The organism is Streptomyces katrae, from assembly GCF_000966975.1.
Taxonomy (GTDB): Bacteria; Actinomycetota; Actinomycetes; order Streptomycetales; family Streptomycetaceae; genus Streptomyces; species Streptomyces katrae.
The window spans coordinates 1-13,443 of record NZ_JZWV01000312.1 but is presented as its reverse complement, the minus strand read 5'-3'; the positions used below and the strand labels follow the sequence as shown (position 1 = coordinate 13,443).

Genomic DNA, 13,443 nt, shown 5'->3' with positions numbered 1-13,443 from the left:
GGCCAGGACCATCCTCCATTCCACACCTGCCGCCCATATGGCTCTTTCCACAAGCATCTGCGAGGCCATGTACGAAGCGGCCCTCGCGGATGCAGGATGCAACCATGAATGTACGTACTCAGGACGGCAGCGCCGGGCACGTCGGTCACGCAGCCGCCGGTTACGGCCGCTCCGCGTTCCGGCGGCCCGACACCCGTATCGCGCGGTTCATCGCCGAGGCCCTCGGCGACGCCCGCACGGTCCTCAACGTGGGCGCCGGCGCCGGATCGTACGAGAGCGCGGCCCGCGAGGTGACCGCGGTCGAGCCCTCGCGGTCCATGCGCGACCGGCGGCCGGCCAGGCTGGTGCGCGCCGTCGACGCCGTCGCCGAGGACCTGCCCTTCGCGGACGGCGAGTTCGACGGCGCGATGACCCTGTTCAGCGTGCACCAGTGGAGCGACGTCACCCGGGGGCTGCGCGAGATGCGGCGGGTCACCCGGGGCCCGGTGGTCGTGCTCACCTGTGCCCCGTCGCTGGTCCGCGACTTCTGGCTGTACGAGTACGCCCCCGAGGTCCTCGACACCGAGGCGCGGCGCTTCCCGCGCGTGGAGGACATCGCGGCGGCCCTCGGCGGCACGGGGACGGTCCACACCGTGCCGATCCCGCTGGACTGCACCGACGGCTTCAACGAGGCCTACTACGGGCGTCCCGAGATGCTCCTCGACCCGGGCGCCCGGCAGGCCTGTTCGGCGTGGAGCTTCGTCGACGACGGGGTGCGCGAGCGCTTCGACCAGAGCCTGCGCCGCGACCTGGCCTCCGGCGCGTGGGACGCCCGCCACGGGCACCTGCGTACGCAGCGCACGTACGAGGGCTCGCTGGTCCTGGTCCGCGCGACCCCCTAGGGATCCGTCCGGCCGGACGGCCCGGCGCCGGAGCACGGGCCCGCCGCCCCGGCGGGGCCCTGACGCGCAGGGGAGCGGCCCGCCCGGAAGCCGGTCGGTGATTGTCCGATTCGCATCCGGTCATCACGCGCGGGACACGCTAGGATCACGCCGTGGTCACAGCCCGATCTCCCCGCGTGCCGCGGGTCCGCTCCCGCGCGGGCCTGTCGCAGCTGCTCGGGCTGGCCCTGCTGCTCCTGGGCCTGATCTGCGCCCACGGCACCGGCGGCTCCCACAGCGCGACCGGCCACTCCACCCCGTACGCCACCGCGCGGACCACGGTCATGGCCGCCGCCACCGTGGCGGCCGGCGCCACGGATCCGGCACTCACCCCTGGAGCCGCCGCGCTCCCGGTCCGGGCCTCCGGCACACCCTCCGGCCTCATGGCGCACACCGATGCCGCACCCCCGGCCGGCCCGGTCCCGGCCGCGCCCGCCGCCGGGCGGCACGACCCCGCGCACCCGGTCCACGAGTGCGCGCCCCTGCCGCCCCGGGCCGCCCACTCCGTCGACGCCCCGCCCGCCCCGGCGGCCCCCCTCTCGCGCTGCGCCCCGTCCGCCGCCCCCGACGCAGGCGAGGCGCCCCGTGCGGCCGGGCCCGCCGGGCACGGCGCCCCGCCGCGTACGCAGACCCCCACCGTCCTGCGGGTATAGCGCCCGGGATCACACCGCCGGCGCCCCCGCACGCACGAGCGTGCCCGGGAGGCGTCCACCGCGATCCCCCGCCACCGCTCCCGCCCGTCCCGGGCCGAGGGGCGCCCGCCGCACGGAGGAACTGTGCCCACCCCTCCCCACCCACGCCCGTTCCGTCCCGGTACGACATGGTTGGGTGCGCTGCTCGTCGCCCTGCTCGGCGCCCTGCTGCTCGCCTCCCCCTCCTGTGCCTCCCTGACGCACGCGCACGTCGCGGACAACCGTGCTCCAGCCCGGACCCACGGGAGCTGAAGGACACCCGCACCCCGACCCGGCCCACGGCTTCAGCTGCTCCCCCTCCGACCCGGCCCCCTCCGCCCGGTCCGGCACCCCCCTGCCGGCCGGAGCGGCCCGGCCCCAGGCGGCCACGGGGCCCGCCGGCTCCGCCGTCCCGGCCCCGCCGGCCGGCTCCGGCGGGCCGGCCAGGGCCCGTTCCGCACGTTCCACTCTGGCCATCGTCTGTCGATGGCGGCTCTAGGCCGCTCCCGTAGGCCCGTTCGCAGAGGCCGGCGCACGCCCTCACCGGGGAACTTGGCCCTGCCACGGCACGACTCCTCCCGAGAGCGACCACTGACACATCATCGAGCGAGAGCGGAACCATGCATTCTTCGGCCCCCGACGTCACACCTCCCGCCCGCACCACCCTTTCCGGACTGGTCGGCAACACCCCCCTGCTGCGCGTCTGCGAACCCCTGTCCCCCGCGGGGCGCGGCTTCTGGGCGAAGCTGGAGGGCTTCAACCCCGGCGGCATCAAGGACCGTCCCGGCCTGCACATGGTCGAACGCGCCCGCGCCCGGGGGGACCTGGAGCCCGGCGCCCGGATCATCGAGTCCACCAGCGGCACCCTCGGCCTGGGCCTGGCCCTGGCCGGCATGGTCCACGGACACCCCGTCACCCTGGTCACCGACCCCGGCCTGGAACCCTCGATGACCCGGCTGCTGACCGCGTACGGGGCCCAGGTCGACGTCGTCTCCGAGCCCCACCCCACGGGCGGCTGGCAGCAGGCGCGCCGCGACCGGGTCACCGAGTTGCTGGGGCACCACCCCGGCTCCTGGTGCCCGGACCAGTACAACAACCCGGACAACACCACCGCCTACACCCCGCTGGCCCTCGAACTGGCCACCGAACTCGGCCACATCGACGTCCTGGTCTGCAGCGTGGGCACCGGCGGCCACTCGGCGGGCGTCTCGCGCGTCCTGCGCCAGCTCTACCCGGAGCTCAAGGTGGTGGGCGTGGACACCGTCGGGTCCACCATCTTCGGACAGCCCGCCCGCCCCCGGCTGATGCGCGGCCTGGGCTCCAGCATCTACCCCCGCAACGTGGCCTACGAGCAGTTCTCCGAGGTGCACTGGGTGGCCCCGGGCGAGGCGGTGTGGACCTGCCGCCAGCTGGCCTCCTCGCACTACGCCACGGGCGGCTGGAGCGTCGGCGCGGTCGCCCTGGTCGCCGGCTGGCTGGCCCGCACGCTGCCCCCGCAGACCCGGATCGCGGCGGTGTTCCCCGACGGTCCCCAGCGCTACCTCGGCACCGTGTACGACGACGACTACTGCGCGGCGCACGGGCTGCTCGACGCCCCTCCCGCCCCGGAGCCCGACACCATCGGGCGGCTGGACGAGAAGGAGGTCACGCGGTGGACCCGCTGCGCCGCCGTGGTGGACCCGCTCACCCTGACCCGGGCGGAGGTGCCCGCCTGATGAAGGGCACCCTCGCGCAGGTCCGTACGTACGAACGCAGCGTCCAGCTGCTGATGGTGAACCAGTTCACCATCAATCTCGGCTTCTACATGCTCATGCCCTACCTGGCCACCCACCTGGCCGGCCCGCTCGGCCTGGCGGGATGGACGGTGGGGCTGATCCTCGGCGTCCGCAACTTCAGCCAGCAGGGCATGTTCCTCATCGGCGGCACCCTGGCCGACCGGCTCGGCTACAAGCCGATGATCGTCGCGGGACTGGTGCTGCGCGTCGCCGGCTTCGCCACGCTCGGCCTGGTGGACTCCGTACCCGCGCTGATCGCCGCGTCCGCCGCGACGGGCCTGGCCGGAGCCCTGTTCAACCCGGCGAGCCGCGCCTATCTGGCGGCCGACGCGGGCGAACGCCGGGTCGAGGCCTTCGCCCTGTTCAACGTCTTCTACCAGGCCGGGATCCTGCTGGGCCCGCTGGTGGGCATGGTGCTGACGGGCGTGGACTTCCGGGTCACCTGCCTGGTGGCGGCCGGGATCTTCGCGGTGCTGAGCCTGGTGCAGATCCGGGCCCTGCCGCAGCGGCGCGGCGAGGACCCCGCGCAGCGCGCCGACGGCCCCCGGGAGGGGGTGCTGACGCAGTGGCGCGGGATCCTGCGGAACCGTCCGTTCCTGCTGTTCTCCGTCGCCATGATCGGCTCGTACGTGATGAACTTCCAGGTGTACATGGCCCTTCCGCTGGAGGTCCGGCGGACCGGCGGCGAGGGCCGCTTCGGCACGGCCGCGGTGGCGGTGCTGTTCGCCGTCTCCGGGCTGAGCACGATCCTCTTCCAGACCAGGGTCACCGCCTGGTGCAAAGCCAGGATGGAACCGGGCCGGGCACTGGCCTGGGGGCTGTTCGCCATGGGCGCGGCCTTCCTGCCGCTGCTGGCGGCCACGGCGCTGCCGGCACCGGAGTCGGTGACGGGGACCCGGCTCCTGGCGGCGGTGCCGCCGGCGCTGTCGGCGCTGCTGCTGGCCCTGGGCACGATGATCGCCTACCCCTTCGAGATGGACACCATCGTCCGCCTCTCCGGGGACCGCCTGGTCGCGACGCACTACGGGCTGTACAACACCGTGTGCGGAGTGGGCATCGCGCTGGGGAACCTGCTCACCGGGGCCGCGCTGGACGCGGCCCGCGCCGCGGGGATGTCCGCGCTGCCCTGGCTGGCGCTGTTCGTCCTCGGGCTCGGCTGCACGGCCGCGCTCTACGGGCTGCAGCGCACGGGCCGCCTGGCCCCGCCTCCGCGCGAGGCCTCCGCCCGGGAAGCGGTGGCGGCCTGAGACCGGCGCCCGTTCCCCGGTTCGGGCCCCCTGCCGGGGAACGGGCAACACAGCCGCCAAACTCCTTTAACACTGCGGTCGTTGTACGGTACACACCCGCCGCGTAGCGTCGTCGGCATGTCCGAACTGCACCTCGCCGTCGCCCTCGACGGCGCCGGCTGGCATCCGGCGGCCTGGCGCGAGCCGGGTGCCCGGCCGGCTGAACTGTTCACGGCCCGCTACTGGGCCGACGTGGTCGCCGAGGCCGAGGCGGGACTGCTCGACTTCGTCACCTTCGAGGACGCCCTGGCCCTCCAGTCGTCCTCGGCGACCGCGCCCGACGAGCGCACCGACCAGGTGCGCGGGCGGCTGGACGCGGTGCTCACCGCCGCCCGGGTCGCCCCGCTCACCCGGAACATCGGGCTGGTCCCGAGCGTGACGGCCACCCACACCGAGCCCTTCCACGTCTCCAAGGCGATCGCCACCCTCGACTACGTCAGCCGGGGCCGGGCGGGCCTGCGCGTCCAGACCTCCACCCTGCCCCACGAGGCGGCGCACTTCGGGCGCCGGACCTTCCCGGTGCCGGTGGGCGAGCCGGCCGCGGAGGCGGCCGACCACGTGGAGGTGGTCCGCAGGCTGTGGGACAGCTGGGAGGACGACGCCGAGATACGCGACGTGGCCACGGGCCGGTTCCTCGACCGGGCCAAGCTCCACCACATCGACTTCACCGGACCGTACTTCAGCGTCCGGGGCCCGTCGATCACCCCGCGCCCGCCGCAGGGACAGCCCCTCGTCACGGCCTCCGCCGGCGCGGTGGCCCCCGGGGGCGGCTCCGTCGACCTCGTGTACGTCACCCCGCGCGACCAGGAGGAGGCCCGTGCGGCGGCGGACTCCGCGCGCTCCCCGCACGTCTTCGCCGACCTCACCGTCTTCCTCGACGGGGACGGCCCGGCGGCGGCCACCCGCCGCGAGCGCCTCGACGCGCTCGCCGGGCAGCCGGCCCCCACCGACGCGGCCGTCTTCACCGGCACCCCGGCCGGACTCGCCGACCTGCTCCTGCGGTGGCGGGCGGAGGGCCTGACCGGGTTCCGGCTGCGGCCGGCCGTCCTCGCCCACGACCTCCCGCTGATCACCCGCGGCCTGGTCCCCGAACTCCAGCGGCGGGGCGCCTTCAGGACCGCGTACGGCGCCCCCTCACTGCGCGGGCTGCTGGGCCTGGACCGCCCCGCCAGCCGGTACGCCGCCACCCCCGCCTGAACCGGCACACGGAAGGACACGATGAGCACCCAGCCGCGCAAGCGGATCCACCTCGCGGCCCACTTCCCCGGGGTCAACAACACCACCGTGTGGAGCGACCCGGCGGCCGGCAGCCACATCGAGTTCGACTCCTTCGTGCGCTTCGCCCGGACCGCGGAGCGCGCCAAGTTCGACTTCCTCTTCCTCGCCGAGGGCCTGCGGCTGCGCGAACAGGGCGGGAAGATCTACGACTTGGACGTGGCCGGCCGGCCCGACACCTTCACCGTCCTCGCCGCGCTGGCCGCCGTCACCGAGCGGATCGGCCTGACCGGCACCATCAGCTCCACCTTCAACGAGCCCTACGAGGTGGCCCGCCAGTTCGCCACCCTCGACCACCTGTCCGCCGGCCGCGCCGCCTGGAACGTGGTCACCTCCTGGGACGCCTTCACCGGCGAGAACTTCCGGCGCGGCGGCTTCCTGCCCCGCGAGGACCGCTACACCCGCGCCCGGGAGTTCCTGGCCACCGCCACCGAGCTGTTCGACTCCTGGGACGGCACCGAGATCGCCGCCGACCCCGCCACCGGCGCCTTCCTGCGCGACGCCCGCGCCGGGGCCTTCGAGCACCGGGGGCGCCACTTCGACATCGAGGGCCGGTTCAACGTGCCCCGCGGCCCCCAGGGACGGCCGGTCGTCTTCCAGGCGGGCGACTCCGACGAGGGCCGGGATTTCGCCGCCGCCCACGCCGACGCGATCTTCAGCCGGTACGGGACCCTGGAGGAGGGCCGGGCCTTCCACTCCGACGTCAAGCGGCGCCTGGCCCGCCACGGCCGCCGGCCGGACCAGCTGCTCATCCTGCCCGCAGCCACCTTCGTCCTCGGGGACACCGACGCCGAGGCCCGGGAACTCGCCCACGAGGTGCGCCGCCTCCAGGTCAGCGGGGCCACCGCGATCGCCTTCCTGGAGCACGTCTGGAACGCTGGGCCGGGCGAGCGTACGGTCGTTCCGCGATCCCCTGGCCACCGCCCGGCAGTGGCGGGAGCTCGCCGAGGCCAAGAACCTCTCCATCCGGGAGCTGGTCATCGAGACCACCGGCCGCCAGACCTTCGTCGGCTCCCCCGCCACGGTCGCCGCCTCCATCGACGAGCTGGTGCAGGCGGACGCCGCCGACGGGTTCATCCTGGTCCCGCACCTGACCCCGGACGGCCTGGAGGGCTTCGCCGACACCGTGGTCCCGCTGCTCCAGGAACGCGGCGTCTTCCGCATCGAGTACGAGGGCTCCACCCTGCGCGAGCACCTCGGACTCGGCGTGCCGGAAGCCGGGGCCCCCTGAGCTCCCGGGACACCGCGCCCGGTGTCCCGGCCGTCCCCCGTCACCCGGCCCGCAAGGAGACCCGGCCATGTCCCGCATCCCCCTCGGGGTCCTCGACCTCATCCCGATCCCCTCCGGCTCCTCCGCCTCCGACGCCCTGCGCCACAGCATCGACCTGGCCCGGCAGACCGAGCGGTTCGGCTACGCCCGCTACTGGTTCGCCGAGCACCACCTCAACCCCGGTGTCGCGGGGGTCTCCCCCGCGGTGGCCCTGGCCCTGACCGCCTCCGCCACCTCCTCGATCCGGATCGGCTCGGGCGCCGTGCAACTCGGCCACCGCACCGCGCTGTCCACGGTGGAGGAGTTCGGCCTGATCGACGCCCTCCACCCCGGCCGCCTCGACCTGGGCCTGGGCCGCTCCGCGGGCGCGCCGACGCCCCGGCCGGCCGGCGACGAGCCCTTCGTGGGCTTCACCCCGAACGGCCTGCGGATCCCGGAGCGCTTCTCGTTCGCCCACCTGCTCGGCCACCCGAATGTGGCCCTCCAGCGGAAGCTGCTGAACCTGCCGGGCGCCCGCCCGCAGGACTACGCGGAACAGGTCGACGACGTGCTCGCGCTGCTGCGCGGCGAGTACCGCTCCCCCGAGGGGATCGCGGCGCGCGCCGTGCCCGGCGAGGGCGCGGACGTGGAGGTGTGGATCCTGGGCAGCAGCGGCGGGCAGAGCGCGGAGACCGCCGGCCGGCACGGGCTGCGGTTCGCGGCGAACTACCACGTCGCCCCGGCGAGCGTGCTGGAGGCGGCGGAGGGCTACCGGGCCGCGTTCAAACCCTCGGCGGAACTGGACCGGCCGTACCTGAGCGTCTCCGCCGACGTGGTCGTGGCCCCGGACGACGCCACGGCGCGGGAGCTGGCCGCCGGGTACGCGCCCTGGGTGCGCAGCATCCGCGCCGCCGAGGGCGCCATCCCCTTCCCCTCCCCCGACGAGGCCCGCGCGCTGACCGCCGGGTGGTCGGACGCCGAGCACGCGCTGGTCGCCGACCGGGTCGAGACCCAGTTCGTGGGCTCCCCGCGGACGGTGGCCGACCACCTCGAACGGCTCCAGGAGGCCACCGGTGCCGACGAGTTGCTGATCACCACGATCACGCACGACCACGCCGACCGGGTCCGCTCGTACCGGCTCCTGGCGGAGGAATGGAGCCGGCGCTGACGCCCGGGCGCCCGCCGGGGCCGGGGCCGGACCTCCGCCGTCGCGCACGGAGTACTACTCTGTGCGACGTGACGATGCAGAAGGACGCCGGGGTGAGCGTCGAAGCGATGATCGAGGACCTCCGCACGCTGGTGGAGGTCGAGTCCCCGTCCCGTGACGTGGAGTCCCTCGCGGCCTCGGCGAAAGCCGTGGCCGGGATCATCGAGCACCGTCTGGGCGGCCACGCGGTCCTGGTCGAGAGCGAAGCCGGTCCGCACGTCCACTGGTCGGGCGGTGGCGAGCCGAAGGTCCTGCTCCTGGGCCACCACGACACGGTGTTCCCGCTGGGCACCCTGGACCGGCGCCCGTTCACGGTCGCCGACGGCCGGGTGACCGGCCCAGGGGTGTTCGACATGCTGGGCGGCATCGTCCAGGCGGTCCACGGGCTGGCGACGCTCGCCGACCGGTCGGGCGTGGAGATCCTGATCACCGCGGACGAGGAGGTCGGTTCCCGTTCCTCCCGGGCCCTCCTGGAGGAGCGCGCCCTGGCCTGCGGTGCCGTCCTGGTGCTGGAGGGGGCCGCCGACGGCGGGGGCCTGAAGACCGGGCGCAAGGGCTGCGGCGCCTTCCAGGTGTCCATCGCCGGCCGGGCCTCGCACGCCGGCCTGGAGCCCACGGCCGGGATCAACGCCCTGGTCGAGGCGGCCCACCAGGTCCTGGACATCACGGCGATCGGCCGCCCCGAGGCCGGAACCACCGTCACCCCGACCGTCGCGTCCGCGGGGACCCTGGAGAACGTCGTCCCCGCGGAGGCGACCGTCGTGGTGGACGTCCGCGTGGAATCGGCCGAGGAGCGGGCCCGCGTGGAGTCCGCCTTCGCGGCCCTGGCCCCTCACCTGCCCGGGGCGCGGATCTCGGTGGAGGGGTCCATCACCCGCCCGCCGATGCCCGAGTCGGCGGCGGCCGGGCTGTTCGCCGTGGCGCGGCGGCTGCTCCCCGGCATCGAGGGCCGGGCGGTGGGCGGCGGCAGCGACGGCAACTTCACGGCGGCGCTGGGGGTTCCGACGCTGGACGGCCTCGGAGCGGTCGGCGGCGGCGCGCACGCCGACCACGAGTACGTGCTGATCGAGGCCATGGCCGAGCGGGCGGGCCTCGTCGCGGGCCTGGTGGCCACGCTGCAGAACGCCTGAGCCGGAAGGCTGACGCCGGGCCCGTCACGGACGGGCCCGGCGTGCGCGTGCGGCGGCCGGCGGTCGGCTGTCGGCGGCCGCCGGCGGGTCAGACGCGGTCTGCGGCGATCAGGACGTACTGGAACGAGCCGTCCCGGTAGGACTCGATGAAGGCCTCCTCGATCCCGGTGACCAGGGAGGACGTGGCGCGCAGCTCCCAGTAGGGGAGGGTGTCCGGGGTCAGGTCGATCACGGCCTGGGGGACGAGGCGGTTGTCGGCCATGGCGCGCAGGTACTCGCGGCGGGAGTGGATGTTGCACTCGAAGTGGGCGTTGATCTGGGAGACCCACTTCGAGGGCTGGCCGTAGCGCGGGTTCCAGCAGCCGGTGATGGTGACGTAGCGGCCGCCGACCGCGAGGACGCGGGAGTGCTCGGCCATCAGGTCGTGCAGGTCGACGTACATGCTGGACTCGTTGTTCCAGGAGCCGGCGGCCTGACCGGTCTCGAAGGGCATGTCGAGCATGTTGCAGACCCGGGAGTGAACCGATTCCTCGATTCCCAGTTCGCGGGCACGGTTGTTCCCGAAGTCGGCCTGCTTGGCGGAGAGCGTCACGCCCTCGACCTTGCAGCCGAAGCGCTGGTGGGCCATGACCATGGAGCCGCCGCGGCCGCAGCCGGCGTCGACGAGCATGTCGTCGCGGCCGATGGCGCCGAGGTGGTCCAGGAGCAGTTCGGCCTGGGCGGACTCCAGCCGGTGCAGTTCGGCGACCAGCTTCTTCTCGTACTCGCTGTCCGCGGTGTCGCCGAGGGCGGCGTGGTCGACGGCGCCGATGCCGTAGTGGTGGTGGTAAAGGCCGTCCACGTCGCCCAGGCGCAGGTTCACGGGCCTGGCCTCTTCGTTCCAGTAGCGGGCGATGTCGCCCTGGTAGGGCGTCGCGGGGGCGGGGATGAACGGGGTGGTGCTGACGGTGCTGGTCATGGATAAGTCCCCTCGTTTACCAGAAATCGGGCAGTGTGTATCGGTAGGTGTTGGAGGCGTGCCAGTAGTGGTTGCCGTCGACCCACACGGCCACGCCCTTGAGGAAGCGGGCCACGCGCGGGTCGGGCCAGGCCGCGGCCAGTTCGGCGGCCGCGGCCTCGAACTCGTGCATGAGGTCGTTGTGGACCTCGACCGCCTTCAGGTAGGCCTCCTTGTCGGAGAGGCCCTCCTTCTCGGCGATGACCACGGGCAGGTTCAGGTGCCTGCCGGGGCTCCTGAGTTCCTTCATGTACGAGTAGAGGTCGTTGGAGATGGTGGTGGCGTTGCCGGCCAGGGCGATCACCCGCTGCATGGCGGGCAGCGCCTGGAGGTCGGCGGGGAGTTCGTAGCCGCCGACGGTGTCGGTGATGGTGGGGCAGGGGCGGAAGTTGTTGAACTGGCGCATGGCCAGGTACTCCCACACCTCCGGGACGTACTCCGTCTCGTCCCAGGCGGCCTCGGCGAGGTACCCCAGGTGCAGCCGGGCCATGTCGTGGCGGAACCGGTCCGCCTGGGCGGGGGTGGCGGCCGCGGTGAAGTACTCCATGGCCGAGCGGTAGGAGCGGCGCGCGGCGTCCGAGTGGAGCGACTCCTCCCAGGCCGGCTGGTACTCCTTCGCCGTGTGGACCGGATCGAGGGCGGTGTGCGCCAGGAGGAGCCGTCCGCCGACGTCGGGGGTCGTGGCCCCGTCCTCGCAGTAGGCGTCGTCGACCACGTTCTCGGCGACCATCAGCCGGGCGGCGAGCATCAGGTGGTCGAGGGTGGGCGCGTCGGGATGGCAGGCGACCATGTAGCGGCTCACGGAGAAGCCGTCGAACTGGTCCTCCCACTCCGGCGGGAACGCCTGGACCTCGTCCACGGCCCAGCTCTTGATCCGCCGGCTGAGCTCCTCGACCCGGACGGGGTCCGGTTCGGGTACGGGGTGGTGGTAGAGGCCCGGGATGGGCCGCATGGCGGCCGGTGTCACGGGCTGGGCGGCGGCCGGGGGTTCCTCGGGCCGGGCCCAGTGCAGGCTGACCGTGCCCAGTCCGCTGGGGCCGCGCAGGATCCGTCGCAGGGCGGCCGCCGAGTGCGCGGGCCCGGACGGCTCCACGGGCGGGGCCCCGGCGGGTCCGGGCGGCTCCACGGGCGGGGCGGCGGTTCCGAAGGGCAGCACGGGCCGGGAGGGCAGGACCGACTGCAGGGGGGAAGGCCCGGGATCGGGCATCCGTGGCTCCTTGGTGAGGTGGGTGGGCCGGCCCGGGCTCCCGGGCGTGCTCGGTCGGCCCCGGGAGGGTTCGGGCCGCGTGGCCTGGGGCGGTGCCGTCGGCGGTGCCGTCAGTCGCGCCTGCGGGCGATCTGTACGTTCTCCAGCACGCCGAGCGCGTCGGGCACGAGGATGGCGGCGGAGTAGTAGGTGGAGACCAGGTAGGAGATGATCGACCGCTCGTCGATGCCCATGAAGCGCACGGACAGGCCCGGCTCGTACTCCTCCGGCAGGCCGGTCTGGCGCAGGCCGATGACGCCCTGGTTGTCCTCGCCGGGGCGCATGGCCAGGATGGAGCTGGTGTTCTCCTTGGTGATGGGGATCTTGTTGCACGGCAGGATCGGGACCCCGCGCCAGGCCGGCACCTGCTGTCCGCCGAGGTCGACGTGGTCCGGGTAGAGTCCGCGCGCGTTGAACTCGCGCCCGATCGCCGCGATCGTCTTCGGGTGGGCGAAGAGGAAGCGGGTGCCGCGGCGGCGGCAGAGGAGCTCGTCGAGGTCGTCCGGGGTGGGCGGGCCGGAGTGGGTCTGGATCCGCTGCTTGAAGTCGGCATTGTGGAGCAGGCCGAACTCCCGGTTGTTGATCAGCTCGTGCTCCTGGCGCTCGCGGAGCGCCTCGATGGTGAGCCTGAGCTGTTCCTCCGTCTGGTTGTGCGGCCCGTTGTAGAGGTCGGCGACCCTGGTGTGCACGCGCAGGACGGTCTGTGCGACGGAGAGTTCGTACTCGCGGGGGTTGAGCTCGTAGTCGACGAAGGCGCCGGGCAGTTCGGCCTCGCCGGTGTGGCCGGCCGACATCGCGATCTCGGCCTCGCCGTGACGGTTCTGCCGCTGGAGCGGGAGGGAGCTGAACCTGCGGATGTGCTCCTGGAGGTGGGGCGCCTGGGCCAGGACGGCGGAGAACTCCGCGCGGGAGAGCGTGAGCAGGGTGCCGGGGGTGTCGGCGGTGGCGGTGTAGTCCCAGGTGGCGTCGGCGTCGAGGAGGGCGTTCTCGCCGAAGCGCTCGCCGTCGGCGAGCACGGCCACGGCGACCTCGTCGCCGTACTTGCCGACGGAGGTCTGGCTGATGCGGCCGTGGGCGATGAGGTGGATCTGGTCGGCGGGGGTGCCGCGTTCGACGAGGACCTCGCCGGCCCGGAAGTCGCGCTGGACGCAGCGGTCGGCGAGGGCGGTCAGCACCTGCACGTCGTCGAAGCCGCGCAGCAGGGCCAGCTCGCCGAGCTCCTGGGGGATCACGCGGACGCTGGCGCCGTCCTGGACGAAGTCGATGGTGCCGTCGCCGACGGTGTAGCTGAGGCGGCGGTTGACCCGGTAGGTGCCGCCCTTGGTCTCCACCCAGGGGAGCATCCGCAGCAGCCACCGGGAGGTGATCTCCTGCATCTGCGGGGCGGACTTGGTGGTGGTGGCAAGGTTGCGGGCGGCGGCCGTGCTGAGGCTCCGCTGCTGGGGCGGTTCCTGCAGCTGCGCCTCGGGGCTGGTGTCGATGGTCATCGGACGAGCACTCCTTCGTAAAACCGGAAAAAGAGGATGAATACCGGGAATCCGTCCAGATCCTGAGGAACAGTAACGGCCACTGCGCCCAGTGGACCTTGAAACGCCGTGCGCATTACCTCGATGCAGTGATCTTTTCGGGAGGGATGTTTGCGGGCCGACCAGCGGCGTTCCGGCCATGGGCGCAAAAAAAAAGGCCC

The 13,443-nt window shown here is 73.6% G+C and carries 11 protein-coding genes and 1 pseudogene; 8 read left to right on the top strand and 4 right to left on the bottom strand.

Going from position 1 to position 13,443, the window contains the following annotated elements:
• Positions 1-104: 104 nt before the first annotated feature.
• From VR44_RS12560 to VR44_RS12525, 8 genes and pseudogenes are all read left to right on the top strand, one after another.
• A complete protein-coding gene (locus VR44_RS12560) occupies positions 105-881 on the top strand; it encodes a class I SAM-dependent methyltransferase (RefSeq protein WP_045947540.1) in 777 nt (258 codons plus the stop codon).
• Positions 882-1,033: 152 nt separating this feature from the next.
• A complete protein-coding gene (locus VR44_RS48395; RefSeq protein WP_157880285.1) occupies positions 1,034-1,573 on the top strand; it encodes a hypothetical protein in 540 nt (179 codons plus the stop codon).
• Positions 1,574-2,211: 638 nt separating this feature from the next.
• Complete coding sequence (locus tag VR44_RS12550; RefSeq protein ID WP_045947538.1) at positions 2,212-3,306, top strand: PLP-dependent cysteine synthase family protein; 1,095 nt, start codon at positions 2,212-2,214, stop codon at positions 3,304-3,306.
• On the top strand, positions 3,306-4,613 hold the full coding sequence (locus tag VR44_RS12545; protein ID WP_045947537.1) for an MDR family MFS transporter: 1,308 nt from the start codon (positions 3,306-3,308) through the stop codon (positions 4,611-4,613). The genes VR44_RS12550 and VR44_RS12545 overlap by 1 nt, the downstream gene beginning before the upstream one ends.
• A gap of 117 nt (positions 4,614-4,730) precedes the next feature.
• Positions 4,731-5,849: an LLM class flavin-dependent oxidoreductase gene (locus VR44_RS12540; protein WP_045947536.1), complete on the top strand. Its 1,119-nt coding sequence runs from the start codon at positions 4,731-4,733 to the stop codon at positions 5,847-5,849.
• A gap of 21 nt (positions 5,850-5,870) precedes the next feature.
• A pseudogene (locus VR44_RS12535) lies at positions 5,871-7,158 on the top strand (NtaA/DmoA family FMN-dependent monooxygenase).
• A gap of 67 nt (positions 7,159-7,225) precedes the next feature.
• Positions 7,226-8,344, top strand: a complete 1,119-nt coding sequence (locus tag VR44_RS12530) for an LLM class flavin-dependent oxidoreductase (protein WP_045947535.1) — start codon at positions 7,226-7,228, stop codon at positions 8,342-8,344.
• 74 nt (positions 8,345-8,418) lie between these two features.
• Entirely contained in the window at positions 8,419-9,513 is a 1,095-nt protein-coding gene (locus VR44_RS12525) for a M20 family metallopeptidase (RefSeq protein ID WP_094191585.1), read from the top strand.
• A gap of 88 nt (positions 9,514-9,601) precedes the next feature.
• On the opposite strand, the gene VR44_RS12520 is transcribed toward VR44_RS12525, so the two are convergent.
• The 4 genes from VR44_RS12520 to VR44_RS46370 form a co-directional block, all read right to left on the bottom strand.
• The gene (locus VR44_RS12520; protein ID WP_045947533.1) at positions 9,602-10,471 is read right to left on the bottom strand and encodes a geranyl diphosphate 2-C-methyltransferase; all 870 of its coding nucleotides are present in this window, start codon (positions 10,469-10,471) and stop codon (positions 9,602-9,604) included.
• Between the two features lie 16 nt (positions 10,472-10,487).
• Entirely contained in the window at positions 10,488-11,717 is a 1,230-nt protein-coding gene (locus VR44_RS12515; protein WP_045947532.1) for a family 2 encapsulin nanocompartment cargo protein terpene cyclase, read from the bottom strand.
• A 110-nt stretch (positions 11,718-11,827) separates the two neighbouring features.
• On the bottom strand, positions 11,828-13,243 hold the full coding sequence (locus VR44_RS12510; RefSeq protein WP_045947531.1) for a family 2B encapsulin nanocompartment shell protein: 1,416 nt from the start codon (positions 13,241-13,243) through the stop codon (positions 11,828-11,830).
• A partial coding sequence (locus VR44_RS46370; protein ID WP_211275059.1) for a hypothetical protein occupies positions 13,240-13,443 on the bottom strand: 204 nt, incomplete at its 5' end. The genes VR44_RS12510 and VR44_RS46370, both read right to left, overlap by 4 nt.